Consider the following 21,253-nt stretch of genomic DNA (forward strand, 5'->3'; position numbering starts at 1 on the left):
GGAGCATGCTGACATGCGGACCATCGAAGGACGCAGCGAGCGCGTCGTGGTGATCGGGGCCGGCCTGGCCGGTCTGTCCGCCGCGCTGCATCTGGCCGGCCGTGGACGCGCGGTCACGGTGGTGGAACGCCACCCCTGGCCGGGGGGGCGCGCCGGCCGCCTCGACGTCGACGGCTATCGAATCGACACCGGGCCGACGGTGCTCACGATGCCGGACATCATCGACGAGACTTTCGCGGCCGCCGGCCAGAGCCGGTCGGGCCGGCTGGAATTGCTGCCGCTTGACCCGGCCTACCGGGCGGTGTTCGCCGACGGCAGCGCGCTCGACGTGCACACCGACCCCGACCGGATGACCACCGCCATTGCAGAGTTCGCCGGATCCGGGCAGGCAGCGGGCTACCGGCGGCTGCGCGAGTGGCTGCAGCGGTTGTACCGGATCGAATTCGACGGGTTCATCGCCGCCAACTTCGACTCCCCGCTGTCGTTGCTCACGCCGCAGTTGGCGCGGCTGACGGCGATCGGCGGCTTCCGCAAGTGGGATCGCGTAGTGAAGCGGCATATCAGCGACCCCCGGCTGCAACGGGTCTTCACGTTCCAATCCCTGTACGCGGGCGTGGCGCCGCGGAACGCCCTGGCCGTGTACGCGGTCATCGCCTACATGGACACCGTCGCGGGCGTGTTCTTCCCGCGCGGCGGGGTTCGCGCGCTTCCCGACGCACTGGCCGCGGCCGCCGCCGATGCGGGGGTCGAATTCCGTTACAACGCCACCGTTACCGGGCTCGACCGCGCCGCCGGACGGGTCAGGGCCGTGCTGACGGATCGCCTGGACCCCATCGCGTGCGACGCGGTGGTGCTGACCACCGAACTGCCGCAGACCTATGAACTGTTGGGCCGCACACCGCGCCGCCCCGTGCGGCTGCGGCCGGCGCCTTCGGCGGTCGTGGCCCACCTGGGCTCCCGCCGCGTCGCCTCCGACGCGGCCCATCACACGATCCTGTTCGGCGATTCCTGGGATCAGACCTTCACCGACATCATCCGCGACGGCCGCCTGATGCGGGATCCCTCGCTGCTGGTCACCCGCCCGACGGCGAGCGACCCCGCCCTGGCCCCGGACGGGCACGACCTGCTGTACGTGCTCGCCCCCGCGCCGAACCTGGATCGCGGGCCCATCGACTGGGACACCGTCGGGGCGCGTTATGTCGACACCCTGATCGACGAGGTCGCGGCGCGGCTACTGCCCGGGTTGGCCGAGGACGCAACGGTATTGGACACCGTCACGCCCGCGGACTGGGCGCGTCAGGGCATGGCGGCGGGCAGCCCCTTCGCGCTGGCCCACACCTTCGGGCAGACGGGCCCCTTCCGGCCGGCCAACATGGTGCGCGGCGTCGAAAACGCGGTGCTGGCCGGCTCGTCAACCGTGCCCGGCGTCGGCGTCCCCACCACGCTGATCTCGGGTCGGCTAGCCGCCGACCGCGTCACCGGCCCCAGCGCCGGCCGAGCCAACCGGATGACGACGCACCACGACATGAGGGCCGGGCTGACATGATTCGCAGCGAATTGGACGCGGCCGGGATCGACGATCCGCGCCTGCGCGAGGGTTATCGGCGCTGCCGCGAACTCAACGCCGCGCACGGCCGCACCTTCTTCTTGGCCACCCGCCTGCTGGCGCCCGACCAACGTCCGGCCGTGCACGCCCTCTACGGTTTCGCGCGCTATGCCGACGACATCCTCGACGACCTCGACCCCGGGCTGAGCGCCGACGTCCGCGGCATGCGGTTGCAGCAACTCGCCGACCAATTCTTCTCCGGCGGAGACCATCTGGACGACCCCGTGCTCGCCGCGGTCACCCACACCGCCCGCCGCTACCGCATCGGCACCGAGCTGTTCGACGACTTCCTGGCGTCGATGCGGATGGACCTGACGGTCACCGATTATCCCGACCGCGGTGCGCTCAACCTATACATGCGTGGATCCGCCGAAGCCATTGGCCTGCAGGTTCTTCCGGTCCTGGGCACCGTGGCGCCGGTCGAGGAGACCGCGCCCTACGCCGCGGCGCTGGGTAGGGCGTTTCAGCTCACCAACTTCCTGCGCGACGTCGACGAAGACCTGTTGCGGCAGCGGGTCTACCTGCCGGCCGACGAGCTCGCCGCACACGGTGTGGATCGCGAGCTGCTGACCTGGTGTCACCGCAAGCGCCGCACCGACCCGCGGGTGCGCGAGGCGCTCGCCGCCCAGCACGAGATCACCCGCGAGACTTACCGATTCGCGGCCGCCGGCATCGGCATGCTGAGCCCGCGGTCGCGACCGTGCGTGGCGACCGCGGCGGCGCTGTACTCCGAAATCCTGGACCGCATCGAAGAGAGCGATTTCGCGGTGTTCAATCACCGGGCCACGGTCGGCAGAGCCCGACGGCTGCAGGTCGCCGGCATCGGGCTGATACGGTCGTGGCGGGCGCGCAGTAGTTCGCCCGGCGTTGCCGATGCCCCGGGGGCCGCATGACCGATCGCTGGCAGTATCTTCTGGTCCTCGCCGCATGCCTGGCGATCACCGCGCCCCTGGAGTTCTTCGGCCCCGGCGTCTACCGGCAATGGCGGCGGCTGGTGAAGGCCGTTCTGCCCGTGGCCGTGGCGTTTTTGGTCTGGGACGAGATCGCCATCGCCGCGCACGTGTGGACGTACAACGGCGAATACATCACCGGCCTGGACATCCCGTTCCGGGTGCCGATCGAAGAGGTGCTGTTCTTCATCGTCATTCCGATCTGCGCGCTGCTCACCTACAACGCCGTGAGCACCATCCTGGGCAGGGTCAACCGGCGGTGAGCGGCCTGGGTTATACCGTTCCGGCCGTCGCATCGGTATTCGCCGTGTGCGCACTGGAATTGGCGGTGTTGCGCACCGGGCTCTTCCGACGGCCGGCGTACTGGCTGTCGATGCTGATCATTCTCGGGTTCCAGGTTCCGGTCGACGGATGGCTGACCAAGCTCAGTTCCCCCATCGTCAGCTACGACCCCCGCCACATCACCGGCCTGCGCGTCCCTTTCGACATCCCGGTCGAGGATTTCTTGTTCGGCTTCGCACTCGCCACCGCGGTGCTGCTGGGATGGGAACGCCAACGTGCGCGTCGGTGAAGCCGGCCCGACCCCCGGCGAACTGTCGGCCGCCTTCGACGCCGGAGCGGCGGCGTACGACGGGCTGGTGGGTGCCAGCCCCGGCTATCACAACCAATTGCTTCTCTCCGCCCGCCGCATGCGAATACGTGACCGCGGCAAGGGCTTACGCCTGCTCGACGCCGGCTGTGGCACGGGCGCGTCGACGGCCGCGCTGCTGGCCGTCGCCCCGGAGGCCGAGATCGTCGCCGTCGACGCGTCGCGGGGCATGCTCGACGCTGCGGCCGCGAAGGCCTGGCCCCGGTCGGTGCGATTCGTGCACACCCCCGTCGAGCAACTGGCCGAGCACGGGATCACCGGGCCGTTCGACGGAATTCTGGCCGCCTACCTGATCCGCAACCTCGCCGACCGGGACGGCCAATTGCGGAAACTCCGGGCCCTGCTGCGACCCGGTGCCACACTCGCGGTGCACGAGTACTCGGTGCGCGACTCCCCCGCCGCCACCGGAATCTGGCACGCCGTGTGCTGGGGCATCATCATTCCCGCCGGATGGTGGCGCACCCGCGACGCGGCGCTGTACCGCTACCTGTGGCGCAGCGTGCTCGAGTTCGACGGCGCGGCCCGATTCCGGGACCGCCTCGCCGACGCGGGCTTCACCGCCGTGCACAGCGAAACGATGCCGGGCTGGGAGGCCAACATCGTGCACACCTTCCTGGCGGACGCGCCGCTATGACGGCCCTCGGCACCGATCGCCGGCGCGAAACATTCGCCGCACCAACCGGATTCCCGGATGCCGGAGCGCTGGCGTCACGACCCCGAGTGGTCGTCGTGGGCGGCGGCATCGCGGGGCTGGCCGCTGCCACCGGCCTGGCCGAACGCGGCGTCGCCGTCGAAGTGATCGAGCGCGAACACTACCTCGGCGGCCGGGTCGGCGGCTGGACCGAACGCGAAAACGGGACCGACCTCGCCATGAATCGGGGCTTCCACGCGTTCTTTCGGCAGTACTACAACCTGCGCGCCCTGCTCCGCCGCATCGAACCGCAACTGCGGATGCTCACACCCGTCGACGACTATCCGCTCATCGACGGCGCGGGGCGGCGCGACACATTCCGGGGGCTACCACGCACCCCACCCTGGAACGCGGTGGCCTTCGCCGCCCGCAGCCCGACCTTCCGGCTTCGCGACTTCCTGCAGATCGACGCTCGCGCGGCCGCGCCGCTGGCCGCGGTGTCGGTGCCCGGGATCTACGAGCGCCTCGACCACTTCGATGCCGCGACGTTCCTCAAGAGCATCCGATTCCCCGAAGCAGCAAGGCATCTGGCGTTCGAGGTGTTCTCCCGCAGCTTCTTCGCCGACCCTTCGAAGCTGTCCGCGGCCGAGTTGGCGGCGATGTTTCACATCTACTTCCTCGGCTCGTCCGAAGGCCTGATCTTCGATGTGCCCACGTCGAACTACGACACCGCCCTCTGGCAGCCGCTGCGCCGATACCTCGAGGCGCGGGGCGTCGGGTTTCGCCTCGGCACCAGCGCCGCTCGCATCGAGGCCGGCTCGGCGGAGCCGTTTCGGGTGTGGACGGATTCGGGTGAGCGCCTGGACGCGGACGCCGTCGTGCTGGCCACCGATGTGGCCGGCCTGCAGCGTGTCGTGGGTGCATCGACCGGGCTGGCCACGGACGACTGGCGCGCACAGATCGCGCGGCTGCGGACGGCGCCGCCCTTCGCGGTCCACCGGCTGTGGCTCGATCGCCCCGTCGAGGCGCAGCGGCAGGCGTTTTTGGGCACGGCCGGCCACGAGCCACTGGACAACATCAGCGTGCTGGAGCGCTACGAACGCCAGGCCGCCGAGTGGTCGCGTGCGCACCACGGTTCTGTCGTCGAACTGCATTCCTACGCCCTCGACGCCGCGCCGTCCCGCGCGGCGGCGCTGCGGCAGCTGCGCAAGGTGTACCCGGAAACCGCGGCGGCGCAGGTCGTTTGCGAGCGACTGCTGCACCGCAGCGATTGCCCGCTGTTTGCGCCCGGCTCCTATGCGGACCGCCCGGCGGTGGTCAGCCCCCAGCCGGGCCTGCTGTTGGCCGGCGACGCCGTCCGCATCGACTTGCCGGTCGCGCTGATGGAGCGCGCCGCCACGACCGGTTGGTGCGCCGCGAACCATTTGCTGAGAAGATGGGGACTGGCCGGGCACCCGTTGGTCACCGTACCCACCCGAGGCCGGTCAGCCCTGTTGCGATGGCTCGCCACCCGCGAAGGATCCACTCAACGATGAATATTCGCGAACAGCTCCAGCACCTATGGCCGGGCGTGCGGACCAAAGATTGGCCGCTGCAAGTGATTCCGCGCACCCCGTGGGCCGACCAGCGCCCGACCTACCGCGAGGCGCAGCCCGCCATCATCGACGGCGCGCTGAAACGGGCCCAGGGCAGGCCCACCGGGAACTGGTTCGCGTTCGCCGGCAGCGCCGATGTTCGCCCCGGGCGGCCGTTCGGCGCCCGGATCGCCGGGGTTGACATCGTCGCCTGGCGCGATGACGAGCGCCGGCTCCGCGTCGGTCCGCGCGGTTGCCCCCACCTGGGGGCGGATCTGGCCACCGGGACGGTGCACGACGGCACGCTGATCTGCCGATGGCACGGACTTGCCCTGGACGGCCGGGCGCGCGAATTCGGCTGGAGCCCGTTGCCCGGCCACGACGACGGTGTCCTGGTGTGGGTTCGGCTCGACAAGGCGGGCGGCGAAGAGCCGTCGGCCGAACCGGTGATACCGGCCCGGCCGACCGGCGACACTCTGGCCGCCGTCGCCCGGATGGCGGGCGTGTGCGAGCCCGCCGACATCATCGCCAACCGGCTGGATCCCTGGCACGGTGCCTGGTTCCACCCCTATTCGTTCACCCGGCTCGAAGTGCTCACCACCCCAACCGAAACCGTCGATCGCTTCTTGGTGGCGGTGACCTTCAGGATGGGCCGCCTCGGCGTTCCGGTCGTCGCGGAATTCAGCTGCCCGGAGGCCCGCACGATCGTCATGCGCATCGTGGACGGCGAGGGAACCGGCAGTACTGTCGAAACCCACGCCACGCCAATCGGATCGGGCCCCGACGGCCTCCCCCGCACCGCCGTGCTGGAAGCCACCATCGCCCATTCGGACCGGCCGGGGTTCGCGCGCGCGTCGCGGGCCGCCCCCGTGGTCGCCCCTCTTATGCGCTTCGCGGCCAACAGGCTCTGGCGCGACGACCTCGCCTACGCCGAGCGCCGCTACCAGGTACGCGCCGGCCTCGGCTGACGGGGAAATCGCCGTGCGGAAAGGGTATGTCGCCGCCGTCGTCCTGACCGTTGCCGTGCACCTCGCCTACCTGGCCTACGTGCCGGTCGGCGGCTTCCTCGCGCTGCGCTGGCCGCGCACCATCGTGCTGCACCGGGCGGCCGTCGTCTGGGGCGTCGCCGTTGTCGCGCTCAAGCTGCCCTGCCCGTTGACGTCGGCGGAATCGTGGGCGCGTCGCCGCGCCGGGATGGATCCCCTGCCCACCACCGGGTTCGTCGACCGCTATGTCGCGGGCCTGCTGGTGCCGTCCGGCCGCGTCGGTGTCGCGCAGGCATTCGCGTTTCTATGGGCCGCCATCTCCTGGGGCCTGTTCGAGCGGCGCGTCAGCCGCTGAGGCCGGGCTGTGCCGCGGGACCGCCGGCGGCCGCCGAATCCGTGACGGGCGGCGCCGCTTCGTGCTGAGGCCGACGGGATTTGCGCTGCCACAACGCCCACGTGGCAACCGAAACCGCGACGGCCGAGAGGATCAAGGTCGGCCAGAGGGCCAGCTGCGCCAGCCACAAGTCGCGCTGCAGGCGCACCACGGTGCGCCGGCCACGCCAGACGCGCCTCGGCATCTCTTTGACAGTCATCGCAGCTCTCATACCCCGGAGCGGGCGAATCAAACGCCACCGCGCGAGAGGATTTCACGCTTCAACGGGTTTGGCTCACCGCGCTGGGGGCTAGTCACCAGCATGAGCACTGAATCGCGCGATCCCGCCGAGCCGTCATCGCGATCGTTCACCCGGCTAGCGGCCGCATGGTGGGCCCTCGTGGTCGGCCTGCTGATCCTGATCGTGCTGCTCATCTTCGTCGCGCAGAACACGGACTCGATAACCGTGCACTTCCTCGCTTTCCACTGGAACCTGCCGGTCGGAGTTGGCTACCTGCTGTCGGCGGTGGCCGGCGCCACAACGACGGTGCTCGTCGGCGCCGCCCGGATGATCCAACTGCGCAGGGCGGCCAAAAAGCAGCTCAAGGCGCTTTGATTCTCGCGGCGCGCAAAACCCTTCCTCAGCAAAGCGTTCCCCAATGCGGCCTGCTGGCGCGTCCGCAGTCTGACCACTAATTTAAATATTAATTAAATTAAGCGGCTAGACCCCCTCGCGGCGATTCGGTTCAGGTTTCACCGGGAATGCCACAGCGACAGGGCGGGAGGAACTCATGGGCCACAACGGAACAAGTGATGCGGTCGCGCAGGCGGTGGGCAAAGTCACCGAGGCTCTGGAGACCGTCGAGCGCGCCCGCGGACACCTATATTCGTTCCATCAGCTGACCGGGCGCGCCGACCTGCAACTCGACGACGCGGTGGCCCGGCTGAACGAGATCGGACACGCCGAGCTGGCCCAGCACATCAGCCGGGAACTCGTCGGGCGCAACGTGTTACCGGGTCGGTGGACCTTCCAGGTGGTCGACGACTACGACGACGGCTACTACCGCTGTTTCCGCGAGATCGAGCGGCTGGTGCGCGACCGGCTCACCGAAGGACGTCGCCATGTCCACGAAGCGCAGCTCAAGGAACGCCGGCGCACGGCGGGACATCCCGCCCACACCGCCACCCCCGACGACCACTCGGCGAAGGAGTGAATTGATGCATTGCGTCGTGTTCGGCGCCACGGGATACCTGGGGACGCGGCTCATCCCGCAGCTGCTCGCGAGCGGGCACTCCGTGCGCGTGCTGGCGCGCGACCCGGCCAAGCTCGGCGACGTTGCATGGCGGGCAGATGTCGAGGTCGTTCAGGGCGACGTCATCGACGCCGGCGCCGTGCGGCGGGCACTCGACGGTCAGCAGGTCCTGTACTACCTCGTGCATTCGCTGATGCGCTCCGATTTCGTCGACTTCGACCAGCGCGCCGCACGCAACGTGGCGGAGTGCGCAAACCAGGCGGGCCTGTCGCGCATCGTCTACGTCGGCGGCATCACGCCCGACGGGCAGCGGCTCTCCGACCATCTGGCCTCACGCGCCCAAGTGGGGCTGCTCCTGCGGGTTTCGGGCGTGCCGACCGTCGAGTTGCGCGCGGCCGCCATCATCGGGGCGGGCTCGGCCAGCTTTGAAATGCTGCGGTACCTCACCGAGCGCCTGCCGCTGATCGTCGCCCCACGCTGGCTGAGGACCTGCGTCCAACCCATCGCCGTGCGCGACGCGCTTTACTACCTGCTGCACGCGGCCGAGTTGCCCTGCGACGTGAACCGGCCTTTCGACATCGGCGGACCCGACCGCTTCACCTACACGGAGATGATCCGCAAATACGCCGTGATCGCGGGCCTGCCCCGGCGGCCCGCGGTCCCGGTGCCGCTGTTGAGCCCGCGGCTGTCGGCGCCGTTCGTGGACCTGCTCACCCCACTCCCCCGTCAGCTGGCCGTTTCGTTGATGGAGTCGCTGGAAAACGACGTGGTGTGCGCCAATCACGACATCGCCCGCTACATCCCCGATCCCGAGGGCGGGCTGACGCACTACGAAGAGGCCGTCGAACTTGCCCTGGCGCACGTGCGCGAACAGGACCTGCGCACCCGGTGGTCCCGCGCCGACACCAACGGTGCGCCTTCCCGACCGCTGCCGACCGACCCGCAATGGTCGGGCGGATCGCTGTACGAGGATGTGCGTCAACGCAATAGCCGCACGGACGCCGAGACGCTCTGGCGTGCCATCCAAACCGCCGTCGCCGAGCGCAACTGGTCGGCGTTCCCCCTGGAATGGCCCTTGCGCGGATGGATCAACGGCACGCTCGGGGCCCTCCGGCCGCGGCGCCGGACGCTCGACGGGCAGAAGTTGCACGAGGGCGAGGCCCTGGACTGGTGGCGGGTGGAGCGCATCGACACCCCTCGGCTGCTGCGATTGCGCGCCGACCTCCCCCTGCCCGGGCGCCTGTGGCTCGAGCTGTCGGCGAGCGCTGACGACAACGGCGGCTCCCGGTACCACCAACGGGCCCTCTTCCAGCCCTACGGGCTTGCGGGGCAACTTTTTTGGAACACGTCGGCACCGTATCGCGACGTGGTGTTCGGCGGCATTGCGCGCGACGTCACGGCCACGGCACGCGGCGGCGTGACCCGGGAGGCGGCTCCGTCGCACTGTTGAAAGGAGAGCGAGATGACCGACAAGGAATTCCACAAGGGCGACAAGGTCGAGTGGAAGAGCCACGGCAGCACCGTTCGCGGGACGGTGGAGGCCGAAATCACCTCCGACGCCGAAGCCGCCGGACGCACCGTGCGGGCGTCCAAGGACGAGCCTCAGTACCGGGTGCGCAGCGACAAGACGGGTGCTGACGCGGTGCACAAGCCGGGCGCGCTACGCCGAGCGGACTGATCGATGGCCGACGAGGACGAGAAAGCCACCTGGGACCGCTTCGAGAAGACGGTCAACATGACCGCTCGCGAGCTGGAAAAATGGCTCGCCACCGAGGAATCACAGCGCGTGGGACAGAGGCAGGGCGGCGACGAGTCGACCGGGCACGCCAGTGGGCGCCGCATTGTCGCGATACTCAAGACCAAACGGAGCGACCTCGGGCCCGACGAGTACGCGCACATGCGCAAGGTCGTCGGCTACGCCAATCGCCACCTGGCCCAACGCCCCCAGGGCGACATCCGCGAAAGCGCATGGCGGTACTCCCTGATGAACTGGGGGCACGACCCGACGAAGTCCTGAGCGCGCACGGCGGTCCCCTCGGCGTCCGCGTGTTCGCCGACCAATCCGGTGCAAATGCGAGACACTTATCGGGGTTCGCGGCGCGCGTGTGGCGGTCGCCGATACGCTGGTCGGCGAATCTCGCAAGAAGGACACCGATAAGTGACCAAGCGCGGCGCCGCAGACCGGCGAATGGACCGAGCCGAACTCGAGAAGTTGATGTCGGCCGACATGCGCGCACTCACGGCGCAATCGGACCGCATCGGCCGACACTTCGCCCGCCAGAACGACGTCGGTGGCACCGACTTACACGCCTTGTTGCACATCATGGTCGCCGAGACGGCCGGAACGCCGCTGACGCCGGCGCAGTTGCGGCAGCGCCTGGACGTGTCGCCCGCCGCCATCACGTACCTGGTGGACCGGATGATCGACTCCGGCCACCTGCGGCGCGAGCCGGATCCCGACGACCGGCGCAAGACGCTGCTGCGCTACGAGGAATCGGGCATGGCGCTGGCCCGCTCGTTCTTCACCCCCCTCGGCGCGCACCTACACGAGGCCCTCGCCGACGTGCCCGACCGCGATCTGACCGTCGCACACCGAGTTTTCCAGGCGATGATGGCGGCGATGTCCACCTTCGAAGCGCAACTCGCCACCCCAGGCTCCGAACCCCCGGAGACGGACGGAAAGCGCGGCCCCAGCAGGGCCCGCCGCCGTCCGGTGCACACCGGCGACAAACCCGCCTAGGACACCGGCCGACGGGCCGCGGAGCCAAGCACCCGCTGCTCGATCAGCTCGGCCCCGCGCCGCACCCCGCCCGTTGCGGCGAATCCGGCGGCCACCCGGCGGGCGCCGTCCGTCATCGTGGTCGCCTCGCGCACCTTCGCCCTCAGCCGCGCCGGCGTGAGGCTCTTGGCCGCCAGCCGGGTGCCGCAGCGAGCGACCTCCACACGCCGGGCGACTTCCGCCTGGTCGCGCGCGAACGGCACGACGCAGACGGGCACGCCGCGGTCGAGGGCCTTCAGCGTCGTGCCCATCCCGCCGTGGGTGATGGCGCAGCTGGCCCGCCGCAACAGGGCCGCGTGCGGGACGAAGCGGCAGACGGTCGCATTCGCCGGCTTGGGGAGGTCCGGCGGGATGCCGGCCGGAAACGTCGCCACCACGTGGACGGGCTCGTCGGCCAGCGCCCGCAACGCGATCCGTCCGAGGGCGGCGTCGGGCTGCCTGATCGATGACGTGTTCACCAGCACCACCGGCCGGTTGATGTCAGCGACCCACTCAGGCGTGGTTGCCTGCGCGGGTTCGAACACGCACGCGCCGATGTGGTGAACCAAACCGGCCCATCCCGGGTGGGGATACTCGAAGGGCTCGCCGCCGACGGCCAGCAACAGCGGTGCCCGCCGCACGAAGTCGTCGACCGACACGACCGGCGACAGCCCCAGCCCGGCGCGAATCTCGTTGACCCGCGGCAGCATTGGGCGGTCGAAAAGATACCGGACGATCGGCCGCACCGAGGCGTCGCGCAGTTCGCCGAGAATGCCCGGCAGTGGGCGCAGCCCGGGACCGAACGGCGGCACGCCGCGAGACCGCAGGTAGGGCGTGAACGGCGAGAACACCAGCCACGGCGTATCGCCTGCCTCCGCGGCCGACATGGCCCCCCAGCAGTTCGCGTCGACAATGACCGCATCCGGCCGGACGGCGGACACGGCCCGTCGCAAATCCTCGACTTCGAGTGCCGCGCGCCGGCACAACACATCGATGGTCAGCTTCAGCACTCCCAGTGCGTTTCGGGCGCGCCAGTCCTCACCGACGATCGACTCGATCGCGGGATCGACCGGCTCGGCGTGGACGCCGACCGCGCGCATCGTCGCGACGCCACCCGCCATGGTGCGTGCATGCACCTCATGACCGCGGCCGGCGAGTTCGGTCAGCAGGGCGCCGGCCGGCAACAGGTGGCCCAGGGCCGGCGATCCATAGGCCAGTATCACCGCCATGTCGCACCCAGCTATGGGACGGGAGTCAGGTCGACCGCGCGCAGGGCGGAAAGGGTTGCTGCGCCACAGCCGTGCAGGCAGACGCGAAGTTCATCGATGAACGGCTGCAGCCAATCGACAACGGCCGCAGCGGAATCGATCGCGGCCGGCAGCAAAGGTCGTGCCACCGCCACGACATCGGCTCCCAATGCGAGCGCCTTGGCCGCGTCCATGCCGGTGCGGATCCCGCCGGAAGCCACCAGCGGGATGTCCGGCAGCACCTCACGCACCTCCACGATCGCCCGCGCCGTCGGGATGCCCCAGTCGGCCAGGTGGGGATAACGCAGCTCGCCGTAGCGGACGAACTGCTCGACCCGCGACCACGAGGTGCCACCGGCGCCCGCGACGTCTATGCCGGCGACCGGCAGATTCCCCTCGGCCCCAACCAATTCCGCGGCGGCCGTCCCGCCGATGCCGTGACCGACCTCCTTGAGCAGCACCGGGCATTCTATCGCGTCGGCAGCGTCCCGCAGCCGGGCCAACGAGCCGGAGAAGTCGGTGTCACCGTTGCGCTGGATCGCCTCCTGCAACGGATTGGTGTGCACCGCAAGCGCATCGGCGCCCACCCGCTCCAAAGCCTTTGCCAGGTCGGGCACGGCGGCCTTCGTCAGTTGGGCCAGGCCGATGTTGCCGAACAGCAAGACATCCGGGGCCACGTCGCGGACGGTGAAGCTGGCCGCGGCCCGTTCGCCCAGCGCACTGTCCAGCATGATCCGCTGGGAGCCGAGCATCATCCCGATGCCGAGTTGCTGAGCGGCCGCGGCCAGATTCCTGTTGATGGTCCCCGACAACTCGGCACCGCCGGTCATCGCGCCGATCAGGACCGGGAAGCGCAGGTCCGCGCCGAAGAATTCGGTCGACAGGTCGATGTCGTCGAGGCTCGTCTGGGTCAGGGCGTTGTACGGCAACTGGTACCGCTCCAGCCCGGTGGTGACGTGCTCGTAGTTGACCGGCTCCGCGAGGCAGACGTCGATGTGCCGCCGCTTGCGGTTGGTCATCGGCGTCCGATCTGCCGTCAAGGCAGGCACCCCGGCGCGACAACGCCGCGCCCGCTCGCATCCATAATGTCCATAGTGCCCCTTGTTGCGTACCGGCAATGTGCAACGGTGCGTAATTTCAGTTGATTAATGTTTAACACACTGAAAGACTTCACATCGTGGTGTGGGATGGCGTGGCCGCGGCCGTGACGGGACGGCGCTCGTGGTTGCTCGCGCTTGCCGCCGTCCTCCTCGGTGGCGTTTTCATGGCGCTGGTCGGCGCCAACGCGGCGGCGGGGCAGGCGCCGCTGTCGGTGCCGACCGGCTCGGACTCCGCGAAGGTCGACGCCATGGCCCGCCAGTTCCCCGGGGGAGACCGGGTCCCGCTGATCCTGGTGGTCAGCCGCGCCGATGGCGCCGCGCTTGACGCCGCCGAAGTCACCGCCGCCCAAGCCGCTCGGGAGCGGATGCAGGCCGCCGCCCCGCCGGGCGGGGCCACCCCAGCGACGCCAGCGCGGGTGTCGGCCGACGGCAAGGCGGCCATCTCGGTGGTGCCGGTCAGCGCCGACCTCTCGGGGCTCGCCCTGACCGATGCGGTCGCCAAGCTGCGCAAGGCCGCCGCCACCGGCCTGCCGGAGCAGCTGGCGGCCCACGTCACCGGCGGCCCGGCGTTCGGCGCCGACATCGCCGGCGCCTTCACCAATGCCAACGTCACCCTGCTCGCCGTGACGGCATCGGTGGTCGCGTTGCTGCTGATCGCCACCTACCGCTCCCCCGTGCTGTGGCTGGTGCCGCTGCTGGTGGTCGGCTTCGCCGACCGGGTCGCGGCGGCGGTGGGCACCGCGGTGGCGCCGCTGACCGGGCTGAGCTTTGACGGGGCCACGTCCGGGATCACCAGCGTGCTGGTCTTCGGGGCGGGCACCAACTACGCGCTGCTGCTGATTTCCCGATACCGGCAGGAGCTTGGGCGCCATCGCGACCATCGAGATGCGCTGCGCCGCGCCGTGCGGATGGCCGGTCCGGCGATCGTCGCCAGCAACGCCACGGTGGTGCTGGCATTGCTCACGTTGCTGTTCGCCTCGACCCCGAGCACCCGCAGCCTGGGCGCGCTTGCGGCCTGCGGGCTGGTGGTCGCGGCGGTGTCCGCCCTGGTGATACTCCCGCCCCTGCTGGCGCTGAGCGGACGGCGATTGTTCTGGCCTTTCATCCCCCGGCCCGAAGGCACCGCCACCGCGGATTCGACGTCCTGGCAACGCATCGGCGAATGGGTGAACCGGCGCCCGGCGCTGGTCGCGGCCGTCGCGATCGCGGGCCTGGTGGCGCTGGCCACCGGCCTGCTCGGCACACGAATCGGCTTGTCGCAGACCGAGCAGTTCCGCGTCCACGCGGATTCGGTGTCCGGTTATGACATCGTCGCGGCGCATTTTCCGGCCGGCCTGGCGAACCCCACGCTCGTCATCGCCCCCACCGACTCGCCGGTCGCGCAGGCCATCGGGGCGACCCCCGGCGTGGTGTCGGCGAACGAATCGGGCCGCTCCCCGTCGGGCCTGACGAAATGGTCGGTGGTGATCGACGCCCCACCGTCCTCCGACAGGGCATTCGAAATCATTGCCGCACTTCGTGATACGACGAAGTCGGCAAGCCCGTCCGCGCTGGTGGGTGGGGCGGACGCGCAGGCGCTCGACATCCGCGACGCGGCCACCCATGACCGGCATCTGCTGATTCCGGCGATACTCGCGGTCATCCTGGTCGTGCTCTATGCCCTGCTGCGGTCCGCGCTCGCCCCTCCCACACTGCTGACGGCGACGATCCTCGGGGCGCTCGCCGCGCTCGGCATGGGCGGCTGGGCCAGCAGCCACATCTTCGGCTTCCCGGCGCTGGACAACAGCACACCCCTGTTCGCCTTCCTGTTCCTGGCCGCACTCGGCGTGGACTACACCATCTTTCTCGTCACCCGCGCCCGCGAAGAGTCCGCGGAACGTGGCGCACGCGCCGGCATGGTCGCAGCGGTGTCGGCCACCGGCGGCGTCATCACCAGTGCGGGAATAGTTTTGGCCGCCGTCTTCTGCGTGCTCGGCGTGCTGCCGCTGATCGTGCTGACCCAGTTGGGCATCATCGTCGGCCTGGGCATCCTGCTGGACACGTTCGTGGTCCGCACACTGGTCATTCCCGCGCTGTTCGCCCTCCTCGGCGACCGCATCTGGTGGCCCTCGGCCCCCAGACCCGCCAAAGCCACTGCAGCACAGGCAGAAAACCAACCGGAACGGAGCATCCCTTGAAAACGTCAACCCTCGCCGCCACCAGCCTCGCCGTCGCCGCCGCCGCGGTGACCGGCAGCGTCGCCAACGCCAAGGCCGCTCCGTCCTGGTATGCGCGGCTGCGCAAGCCGCCGTACCAGCCCCCCAACGTGGCCTTTCCGGTGGCATGGACCTCCCTCTACACCGACATCGCGGTCACATCGGCGGAGGCCATCGACCGGTTGCGGGCGGCGGGACGGGAGGACGAGGCGCGCCGCTACGCCGCGGCGCTCGGCGTGAACCTGGTTCTCAACGCCGGATGGAGTTGGCTCTTCTTCGGTTTCCACAAACTGGGCGCGTCGGCGGTCGGCGCCGCCGTGCTGACGGCCAGCAGCGCAGACCTCGCACGGCGGGCGGCGCAGGCCGACGCGCGGGCCGGCCTGGCCCTGTCGGCGTACCCGCTGTGGTGTTCCTTCGCGACCGTCCTGGCCACCCACGTTTGGCGACTGAACCGCTGAATCATGCCGACGCTTTTGTGGTTTCGTCGCGACCTGCGGTTGGGTGACCATCCCGCGCTCAACGCCGCGGCCGACGACGGCGAGGTGCTCGCCTGCTTCGTGCTGGACCCGAAACTCGAGGCGTCCTCGGGCCGGCGCCGGCTGCAGTTTCTCGGTGACTCGCTGCGGCGATTGCACGACGACCTGGACGGCCGGCTGTTGGTGACCCGCGGGCGGCCCGACGAGGTGATCCCGCGCATCGCCAAGGAGATCGCCGCATCGGCGGTGCACATCTCCGACGATTTCGCGCCGTACGGCAAGCGCCGTGACGAAAAGGTCCGTGCGGCACTGGATTCGGTCCCACTGGTGGCCACGGGTTCGCCGTATCTGGTCTCGCCGGGCCGCGTCGCGAAGAAGGACGGCTCGCCCTACCAAGTCTTCACACCGTTCCTGCGTCAATGGCGCGAGTCCGGCTGGCGGCCGCCGGCGAAATCGGGTGCCGCGTCGGCCCGCTGGCTCGATCCGGCGCGACTGCGGATCGACCGGGCCGAGATCCCCGATCCCGGCGCCACGCTCGATCTCGAAGCGGGCGAGACCGCGGCGCGCAAGCAATGGAAGTCGTTTGTCGACAACGGGTTACAGCGTTACGCCGAAGAGCGGAACCGCCCCGACCTACCCGGCACCAGCCGCATGTCGGCATACCTGAAGTTCGGCAGCATCCACCCCCGAACCATGGTCGCCAACCTCGATCTCCGTCACGGCGGGGCCCAGGCGTACCTGCGCGAGTTGGCGTTTCGCGATTTCTACGCCGACGTGTTACACCACTGGCCGGCCAGCGCCTGGCACAACTGGAACCGTCAATTCGACGGCATCCCCACCGACAGCGGCGCCGAGGCGAAACGCCGCTTCGAAACCTGGAAGGCCGGCGAGACCGGCTTCCCGATGGTGGACGCGGGAATGCGTCAGCTTCGGGAGACCGGATACATGCACAACCGGGTGCGGATGATCGTCGCCTCCTTCCTGGTGAAAGACCTGCACCTGCCGTGGCAGTGGGGCGCCGAGTGGTTCTTGGATCAATTGGTCGATGGCGACATGGCGAACAACCAGCACGGCTGGCAGTGGTGCGCGGGCTGCGGCACCGACGCCGCGCCGTACTTCCGGGTGTTCAACCCGACCACCCAGGGCGAGAAGTTCGATCCGTCCGGGGATTACATCCGGCGGTGGGTGCCCGAGTTGCGCTCCGTGGACGACGCGCACCTGCGCAAGGGCCGACGGCCGGCGGGCTACCCCGCCGAGATCGTCGACCACGGCGCCGAGCGCGCCGAGGCGCTGCGGCGTTATCAGAGCATCTGACCCGCGGGCTAGGACGCGGGCGCGGCACGGAATTGTCGCGTGCGTGAATGTTTGCTCAATCGCCCGCCCCGAAGCTGGTTGGCATGCAATTATCAGCCGATTCACAGTTGTCAAGCCGCTCGGGAGGCGCTACATGACACCCTTCATCGTTCGGACGTTGCTGGCCTCCGGTGCCGCCGCGGGCTTGCTGGCCGGCGTGACCGCCTGTTCGTGTTCCGTCGGTTCGTCGCACTCGGTCAGCAAGAGCGATGTCGCCGGTCAGATCACCTCGAAGTTGACCGACGCCGCCGGCAACAAGCCCGACTCGGTGAACTGTCCGAACGACCTGCCGGCGAAGGTTGGGGCGCAACTCAATTGCGAGATGAAGGTCAAGAACCAGACGTTCAACGTCAACGTGACCGTGACGAGCGTGGACGGCAAGGACGTCAAGTTCGACATGGTCGAGACGGTCGACAAGAACCAGGTCGCCAGCATCATCAGTAACAAGCTGGCCCAGCAGGTGGGCAGAAAGCCCGACTCGGTGACCTGCCCCGACAACCTGAAGGGCGTTCAGGGCGCGACGCTGCGGTGCCAACTCGTCGACGGCACCGACAAATACGGCATCGCGGTGACCGTCACCAACGTCGACGCCGGCGACGTCAACTTCGACTTCAAGGTCGATGACCACCCGGAACCGGCGTCCTAGCGGCGAAGCCGGGCACTGCGGGGTCACCGCCGTCTGATCAGCGAGCGGCCTTCTTGCGCTCGATGTCGGCCAGCGCGGCCGCCAGTTCGGCCCGCTGGGCCGCCGAGCTCTCCCAGGCGAGCTGGCGATTCTTGACCACCTTGGCCGGCGCGCCGACCGCGATGGAGTAGTCGGGGATCACGCCGCGGACCACCGCGTGTGACCCCAGCACGCAGCCGCGCCCGACCGCGGTGCCGCGCAGCACCGTCACCTTCACACCCACCCAGGTGTCGGGCCCGATCCGCACCGGTGACTTCACGATGCCCTGATCCTTGATCGGCAGGGTGATGTCGTCCATCCGGTGGTCGAAGTCGCAGACGTAGCACCAGTCCGCCATCAGCACCGAGTCGCCGAGCTCGATGTCGAGGTAGGCGTTGATGACGTTGTCGCGGCCCAGCACCACCTTGTCGCCGAACCGCAGCGAGCCTTCGTGGGCCCGAATGGTGTTCTTGTCGCCGATGTGCACCCACCGGCCGATCTCCAGCTGCGCCAGTTCGGGCGTGGCATGAATCTCCACGCCCTTGCCCAGGAACACCATCCCGCGGGTGATGATGTGCGGGTTGGCCAGCTTGAACTTCAGCAGCCGCCAGTAGCGCACCAGGTACCACGGTGTGTATGCGCGGTTGCGCAGCACCCATCGCAGCGAGGCCATCGTGAGGAACTTGGCCTGGCGCGGGTCCCGCAGGTTCGATCCCCGCCAGCGGCGGTGGACCGGTGCGCCCCACATGCTCGTCATGGCCGGACAGCCTAGCGCGCGCTTGCGGCGGCCGAGAACGGCGGGCAATCCGCCGGAGCCGAGTCCGCACGGGTTACCCTCACCTGTACTCACTGGCCGCTCATGCCGAACGCCGTGGAAAAGGATCTGGGATTCGAGGTGCTTGACCGACATCTCCCGCGTGGGCTTCGGCGTTGGTCATCCGCGCTGCTGGCGGCCGGGATCACGGTTGGACTCGGCGGGTGCGCCAACACCGACTCCTGGGTGGAGGCGTCAGCGTCGGCTGGCTGGCCCGCGCAATACGCCGACGCCGCCAACAGCGGCTACACCGGCACCGACGGCGCCTCCAAGCTTTCGTTGCGGTGGACGCGCTCGGTCAAGGGCAGCCTGGCGGCGGGTCCGGCGCTGAGCGCGCGCGGTTACCTGGCGCTCAACGCGCAGACCCCGGCCGGATGCTCGCTGATGGAATGGGAGAACGACAACAACGGCCGGCAGCGCTGGTGCGTGCGGCTGTTCCAGGGCGGGGGCTTTGCGGGCCCGCTCTTCGACGGGTTCGACAACCTCTACGTCGGCCAGCCCGGCGCCTTCCTTTCCTTTCCGGTGACGCAGTGGACGCGGTGGCGGCAGCCGGTGATCGGAATGCCAACCACCCCAAGGTTTCTCGGGCACGGGCAGCTGCTGGTCGCGACGCACCTGGGCCAAGTGCTGGTTTTCGAGGCCCACCGCGGCGCGGTGGTCGGCAGCCCGATGGATTTGGTGGACGGCGTCGATCCCACCGACGCGACGCGCGGGTTGGCCGATTGCGCGCCGGCCCGGCAGGGCTGCCCGGTGGCCGCCGCGCCCGCCTTCTCGGCGGCCAGCCAGATGGCGGTGCTGGGCGTCTGGCAGCCCGGCGCCCCGGCCGCGGGGCTGGTTGGGCTCAAATACCACGCCGGGCAGACGCCGCTGGTGTCCCGCGAGTGGACGAGCGACGCCGTCGGCGCCGGCGTCATCGCCAGCCCGGTGTTGTCCGCCGACGGGGCGACCGTTTATGTCAACGGTCGGGACCAGCGACTGTGGGCGTTGCGCGCCGCCGACGGAAAGGTGAAATGGTCGGCGCCGCTGGGGTTTCTGGCGCAGACACCGCCCGCGGTCACCCCGGCGGGCCTGATCGTGTCGGGCGGCGGCCCGGACACCCGGTTGGTGGCGTTCAAGGACGCGGGGGACCACGCGGATCAGGCGTGGCGCCGCGATGACGTCGTCCCGCTGTCGTCGTCGAGCCTGGCCGGCGCCGGCGTCGGCTACACCGTCGTCAGCGCACCCACGACGAACGGCGCACCCGGCATGTCGCTGCTGGTGTTCGACCCCGGCAACGGCCACACGCAGGGCAGTTACCCGCTTCCGGCCGCCACCGGCTATCCGGTCGGTGTGTCTGTCGGCACCGATCGCCGCGTGGCGGCCGCCACCAGCGACGGCCAGGTGTACGGTTTCGCGCCGGCGTGACCGGGACATACTGAGCCCATGTCCGACGACAACGAGATGCAGTCCGCGGTCGCCGCGTACTCGAGACGGAGCGAGCGCAGCCTCGCGGTGGACCGCACCGCGACCGTGGCGCTGCTCGCCGCGCAGGCTTTTCTGGTCGCGGTCACGATAGGCCTGCTCAGCGTCTACGTCATGGCCACCGACTCCTGCGGCTACCAAAAGTGCGGCGACCCGGCGTGGATCAATCGCGCCATGGTCCTGGGCATCGGCGGCGGCGGCGTTATCTTCGCCGCCGCCCTGTTCGTGGCGGTCCGCCGCCTCGCCCGGCGCCGGACCGCCTTCTTCGTGCCGATCATCGGTTGTCTGGCGCAGGTCGCGCTGGCCGCCGGCGCCGTGGCCATGGAGTTTCAGGCCGGCCCCGTCTAGGCGACGACCCGCCTCGCCCGGCCACACCGCGCTCGCGATCGCCGCTCGCCCGATGGCGGCGACCCGCCTCGCCCGGCCACACCGCGCTTGCGATCGCCGCTAAAGGGCCAGCGGGGGGATCGCGCTACGCGGCACCGAGGCCTGGACCGGCCCGGCGAAGGCCGGCAGCATCTCGCCGGGCGCGAAGTAGAAGATCAGGTCGTCGTCGGTGATGGCGAAGTTCTGGTAATGCGTCGAATCGTGTCCCGTCGACGGCAAAATGGCTGCGCCCAAAGGGGTCTGACGTTCCAGGTCCCGCTGCACGATCGGGAAGATGCTGTCCAGCGGCGTGGTGCCCGGCGCGAACAGATTGTCGAAGACGATGGGCTGCTTGGTCCCCAGGTTGTAGTTGAAGGCCTTGTACCAGATCGAGGGGTGCGCCCCGCCGAGATCTTGAAAGAACTTGAGCACCACACTGCGGGTGTTGTGCGGCGGCTGACCCGAGGCGCGTTGCTCGGTGGTGGCTTCCAATTGGTAGGGCTGATCCCGCGACCCGGAACTCTGTGCGACGTTGACGAAGCCGTCCCGGTTCTGCCCGACGTAATCGGCGAGCGCTTGCTCGTCGGGATAGTCGGCGGGGAACACGATGTTCAGCGTGTAGTTGGGGCCGGTCGCGCGCACGCGACACATCTGGCCGTCCTCGACGGTGCCGCCCACGGTGGCGCACGACGGTGGGGCGGCGGCCGCCGGCCAGCCCCACAGGGCCGCCGATGCGAGCACGGCGACCGCTATCAGATAACGCATTCTTCAGTGTCCTTGCAGGTTAGGCGGGGGCT

The 21,253-nt window shown here is 69.6% G+C and carries 25 protein-coding genes; 20 read left to right on the top strand and 5 right to left on the bottom strand.

Annotated features, from left to right (window positions below; all coding sequences use genetic code 11):
- Window positions 1-13 precede the first annotated feature (13 nt).
- The 8 genes from crtI to A5691_RS18245 are packed head-to-tail and all read left to right on the top strand — an operon-like array spanning window position 14 to window position 6,751.
- A complete protein-coding gene (gene crtI / locus A5691_RS18210) occupies window positions 14-1,546 on the top strand; it encodes a phytoene desaturase family protein (protein ID WP_067751084.1) in 1,533 nt (510 codons plus the stop codon).
- Window positions 1,543-2,499 carry a phytoene/squalene synthase family protein gene (locus tag A5691_RS18215; protein WP_067751087.1) on the top strand — a complete coding sequence of 319 codons (957 nt, stop codon included), beginning with the start codon at window positions 1,543-1,545 and terminating at the stop codon, window positions 2,497-2,499. Before crtI ends, A5691_RS18215 begins: the two co-directional genes overlap by 4 nt.
- Complete coding sequence (locus A5691_RS18220) at window positions 2,496-2,819, top strand: lycopene cyclase domain-containing protein (RefSeq protein WP_067751090.1); 324 nt, start codon at window positions 2,496-2,498, stop codon at window positions 2,817-2,819. The genes A5691_RS18215 and A5691_RS18220 overlap by 4 nt, the downstream gene beginning before the upstream one ends.
- On the top strand, window positions 2,816-3,127 hold the full coding sequence (locus A5691_RS18225; protein WP_067751093.1) for a lycopene cyclase domain-containing protein: 312 nt from the start codon (window positions 2,816-2,818) through the stop codon (window positions 3,125-3,127). The genes A5691_RS18220 and A5691_RS18225 overlap by 4 nt, the downstream gene beginning before the upstream one ends.
- Window positions 3,114-3,839, top strand: a complete 726-nt coding sequence (locus tag A5691_RS18230; protein ID WP_067751096.1) for a class I SAM-dependent methyltransferase — start codon at window positions 3,114-3,116, stop codon at window positions 3,837-3,839. The genes A5691_RS18225 and A5691_RS18230 overlap by 14 nt, the downstream gene beginning before the upstream one ends.
- Window positions 3,836-5,371, top strand: coding sequence for an FAD-dependent oxidoreductase (locus tag A5691_RS18235; protein ID WP_067751101.1), 1,536 nt, complete (start codon window positions 3,836-3,838; stop codon window positions 5,369-5,371). The genes A5691_RS18230 and A5691_RS18235 overlap by 4 nt, the downstream gene beginning before the upstream one ends.
- Window positions 5,368-6,378 (top strand): DUF5914 domain-containing protein, encoded by a 1,011-nt coding sequence (locus tag A5691_RS18240; protein ID WP_067751104.1) that lies wholly within the window; start codon window positions 5,368-5,370, stop codon window positions 6,376-6,378. The genes A5691_RS18235 and A5691_RS18240 overlap by 4 nt, the downstream gene beginning before the upstream one ends.
- Before the next feature lie 13 nt (window positions 6,379-6,391).
- A complete protein-coding gene (locus A5691_RS18245; RefSeq protein ID WP_231969175.1) occupies window positions 6,392-6,751 on the top strand; it encodes a DUF2784 domain-containing protein in 360 nt (119 codons plus the stop codon).
- On the opposite strand, the gene A5691_RS18250 is transcribed toward A5691_RS18245, so the two are convergent.
- The gene (locus A5691_RS18250; protein WP_067751107.1) at window positions 6,741-6,989 is read right to left on the bottom strand and encodes a hypothetical protein; all 249 of its coding nucleotides are present in this window, start codon (window positions 6,987-6,989) and stop codon (window positions 6,741-6,743) included. The genes A5691_RS18245 and A5691_RS18250 overlap by 11 nt on opposite strands.
- A gap of 102 nt (window positions 6,990-7,091) precedes the next feature.
- Between A5691_RS18250 and A5691_RS18255 the strand changes: the two genes are divergently transcribed.
- The 6 genes from A5691_RS18255 (at window position 7,092) to A5691_RS18280 (ending at window position 10,762) form a co-directional block, all read left to right on the top strand.
- Window positions 7,092-7,385, top strand: coding sequence for a lipopolysaccharide assembly LapA domain-containing protein (locus A5691_RS18255; protein ID WP_067751110.1), 294 nt, complete (start codon window positions 7,092-7,094; stop codon window positions 7,383-7,385).
- Window positions 7,386-7,560: 175 nt separating this feature from the next.
- Window positions 7,561-7,983 (top strand): hypothetical protein, encoded by a 423-nt coding sequence (locus A5691_RS18260; RefSeq protein ID WP_067751113.1) that lies wholly within the window; start codon window positions 7,561-7,563, stop codon window positions 7,981-7,983.
- 4 nt (window positions 7,984-7,987) lie between these two features.
- Window positions 7,988-9,472 carry a DUF2867 domain-containing protein gene (locus A5691_RS18265; RefSeq protein ID WP_068016352.1) on the top strand — a complete coding sequence of 495 codons (1,485 nt, stop codon included), beginning with the start codon at window positions 7,988-7,990 and terminating at the stop codon, window positions 9,470-9,472.
- Between the two features lie 12 nt (window positions 9,473-9,484).
- Window positions 9,485-9,700 (top strand): DUF2945 domain-containing protein, encoded by a 216-nt coding sequence (locus A5691_RS18270; RefSeq protein WP_067751116.1) that lies wholly within the window; start codon window positions 9,485-9,487, stop codon window positions 9,698-9,700.
- A 3-nt stretch (window positions 9,701-9,703) separates the two neighbouring features.
- Window positions 9,704-10,039 carry a DUF3140 domain-containing protein gene (locus A5691_RS18275; RefSeq protein ID WP_067751119.1) on the top strand — a complete coding sequence of 112 codons (336 nt, stop codon included), beginning with the start codon at window positions 9,704-9,706 and terminating at the stop codon, window positions 10,037-10,039.
- A 141-nt stretch (window positions 10,040-10,180) separates the two neighbouring features.
- Window positions 10,181-10,762 (top strand): MarR family winged helix-turn-helix transcriptional regulator, encoded by a 582-nt coding sequence (locus A5691_RS18280; protein WP_067890390.1) that lies wholly within the window; start codon window positions 10,181-10,183, stop codon window positions 10,760-10,762.
- On the opposite strand, the gene A5691_RS18285 is transcribed toward A5691_RS18280, so the two are convergent.
- Together A5691_RS18285 and fni are read right to left on the bottom strand one after the other, a co-directional pair.
- Window positions 10,759-12,009: a glycosyltransferase gene (locus tag A5691_RS18285; RefSeq protein ID WP_067784884.1), complete on the bottom strand. Its 1,251-nt coding sequence runs from the start codon at window positions 12,007-12,009 to the stop codon at window positions 10,759-10,761. The genes A5691_RS18280 and A5691_RS18285 overlap by 4 nt on opposite strands.
- A gap of 11 nt (window positions 12,010-12,020) precedes the next feature.
- Window positions 12,021-13,046 carry a type 2 isopentenyl-diphosphate Delta-isomerase gene (gene fni / locus A5691_RS18290; protein ID WP_156675586.1) on the bottom strand — a complete coding sequence of 342 codons (1,026 nt, stop codon included), beginning with the start codon at window positions 13,044-13,046 and terminating at the stop codon, window positions 12,021-12,023.
- A 158-nt stretch (window positions 13,047-13,204) separates the two neighbouring features.
- Between fni and A5691_RS18295 the strand changes: the two genes are divergently transcribed.
- The 4 genes from A5691_RS18295 to A5691_RS18310 all read left to right on the top strand — a co-directional run bounded on the left by A5691_RS18295 (window position 13,205) and on the right by A5691_RS18310 (window position 17,797).
- On the top strand, window positions 13,205-15,304 hold the full coding sequence (locus tag A5691_RS18295) for an MMPL family transporter (protein WP_067783218.1): 2,100 nt from the start codon (window positions 13,205-13,207) through the stop codon (window positions 15,302-15,304).
- Window positions 15,301-15,780, top strand: coding sequence for a TspO/MBR family protein (locus tag A5691_RS18300; RefSeq protein ID WP_067751149.1), 480 nt, complete (start codon window positions 15,301-15,303; stop codon window positions 15,778-15,780). Before A5691_RS18295 ends, A5691_RS18300 begins: the two co-directional genes overlap by 4 nt.
- A 3-nt stretch (window positions 15,781-15,783) precedes the next feature.
- Window positions 15,784-17,112, top strand: a complete 1,329-nt coding sequence (locus tag A5691_RS18305; protein ID WP_067783215.1) for a deoxyribodipyrimidine photo-lyase — start codon at window positions 15,784-15,786, stop codon at window positions 17,110-17,112.
- A 133-nt stretch (window positions 17,113-17,245) separates the two neighbouring features.
- Window positions 17,246-17,797: a DUF4333 domain-containing protein gene (locus A5691_RS18310; protein WP_067751161.1), complete on the top strand. Its 552-nt coding sequence runs from the start codon at window positions 17,246-17,248 to the stop codon at window positions 17,795-17,797.
- 37 nt (window positions 17,798-17,834) lie between these two features.
- On the opposite strand, the gene A5691_RS18315 is transcribed toward A5691_RS18310, so the two are convergent.
- Window positions 17,835-18,572, bottom strand: a complete 738-nt coding sequence (locus A5691_RS18315) for an acyltransferase (protein WP_067751167.1) — start codon at window positions 18,570-18,572, stop codon at window positions 17,835-17,837.
- A 102-nt stretch (window positions 18,573-18,674) separates the two neighbouring features.
- Here A5691_RS18315 and A5691_RS18320 point away from each other — a divergent pair, with 102 nt between their 5' ends.
- Together A5691_RS18320 and A5691_RS18325 are read left to right on the top strand one after the other, a co-directional pair.
- Window positions 18,675-20,033, top strand: a complete 1,359-nt coding sequence (locus tag A5691_RS18320; protein ID WP_369827070.1) for a PQQ-binding-like beta-propeller repeat protein — start codon at window positions 18,675-18,677, stop codon at window positions 20,031-20,033.
- Between the two features lie 18 nt (window positions 20,034-20,051).
- Complete coding sequence (locus tag A5691_RS18325) at window positions 20,052-20,438, top strand: DUF6264 family protein (RefSeq protein WP_067890403.1); 387 nt, start codon at window positions 20,052-20,054, stop codon at window positions 20,436-20,438.
- A gap of 99 nt (window positions 20,439-20,537) precedes the next feature.
- Here A5691_RS18325 and A5691_RS18330 read toward each other — a convergent pair whose 3' ends face one another.
- Window positions 20,538-21,221: an esterase gene (locus A5691_RS18330; protein WP_067783209.1), complete on the bottom strand. Its 684-nt coding sequence runs from the start codon at window positions 21,219-21,221 to the stop codon at window positions 20,538-20,540.
- Between the last annotated feature and the right edge of the window lie 32 nt (window positions 21,222-21,253).

It is taken from the genome of Mycobacterium sp. E183, assembly GCF_001667735.1.
GTDB lineage: Bacteria > Actinomycetota > Actinomycetes > Mycobacteriales > Mycobacteriaceae > Mycobacterium.

Bases quoted from the DNA above. Each gene is read 5' to 3' on its own strand.
- crtI (WP_067751084.1), top strand. From the start codon at position 14: ATGCGGACCATCGAAGGACGCAGCGAGCGCGTCGTGGTGATCGGGGCC.
- A5691_RS18240 (WP_067751104.1), top strand. From the start codon at position 5,368: ATGAATATTCGCGAACAGCTCCAGCACCTATGGCCGGGCGTGCGGACC.
- A5691_RS18310 (WP_067751161.1), top strand. From the start codon at position 17,246: ATGACACCCTTCATCGTTCGGACGTTGCTGGCCTCCGGTGCCGCCGCG.
- A5691_RS18255 (WP_067751110.1), top strand. From the start codon at position 7,092: ATGAGCACTGAATCGCGCGATCCCGCCGAGCCGTCATCGCGATCGTTC.
- A5691_RS18305 (WP_067783215.1), top strand. From the start codon at position 15,784: ATGCCGACGCTTTTGTGGTTTCGTCGCGACCTGCGGTTGGGTGACCAT.
- A5691_RS18260 (WP_067751113.1), top strand. From the start codon at position 7,561: ATGGGCCACAACGGAACAAGTGATGCGGTCGCGCAGGCGGTGGGCAAA.
- A5691_RS18320 (WP_369827070.1), top strand. From the start codon at position 18,675: ATGCCGAACGCCGTGGAAAAGGATCTGGGATTCGAGGTGCTTGACCGA.
- A5691_RS18275 (WP_067751119.1), top strand. From the start codon at position 9,704: ATGGCCGACGAGGACGAGAAAGCCACCTGGGACCGCTTCGAGAAGACG.
- A5691_RS18220 (WP_067751090.1), top strand. From the start codon at position 2,496: ATGACCGATCGCTGGCAGTATCTTCTGGTCCTCGCCGCATGCCTGGCG.
- A5691_RS18250 (WP_067751107.1), bottom strand. From the start codon at position 6,989: ATGACTGTCAAAGAGATGCCGAGGCGCGTCTGGCGTGGCCGGCGCACC.
- A5691_RS18270 (WP_067751116.1), top strand. From the start codon at position 9,485: ATGACCGACAAGGAATTCCACAAGGGCGACAAGGTCGAGTGGAAGAGC.
- A5691_RS18330 (WP_067783209.1), bottom strand. From the start codon at position 21,221: ATGCGTTATCTGATAGCGGTCGCCGTGCTCGCATCGGCGGCCCTGTGG.
- A5691_RS18315 (WP_067751167.1), bottom strand. From the start codon at position 18,572: ATGACGAGCATGTGGGGCGCACCGGTCCACCGCCGCTGGCGGGGATCG.
- fni (WP_156675586.1), bottom strand. From the start codon at position 13,046: ATGACCAACCGCAAGCGGCGGCACATCGACGTCTGCCTCGCGGAGCCG.
- A5691_RS18285 (WP_067784884.1), bottom strand. From the start codon at position 12,009: ATGGCGGTGATACTGGCCTATGGATCGCCGGCCCTGGGCCACCTGTTG.
- A5691_RS18325 (WP_067890403.1), top strand. From the start codon at position 20,052: ATGTCCGACGACAACGAGATGCAGTCCGCGGTCGCCGCGTACTCGAGA.
- A5691_RS18235 (WP_067751101.1), top strand. From the start codon at position 3,836: ATGACGGCCCTCGGCACCGATCGCCGGCGCGAAACATTCGCCGCACCA.
- A5691_RS18265 (WP_068016352.1), top strand. From the start codon at position 7,988: ATGCATTGCGTCGTGTTCGGCGCCACGGGATACCTGGGGACGCGGCTC.
- A5691_RS18215 (WP_067751087.1), top strand. From the start codon at position 1,543: ATGATTCGCAGCGAATTGGACGCGGCCGGGATCGACGATCCGCGCCTG.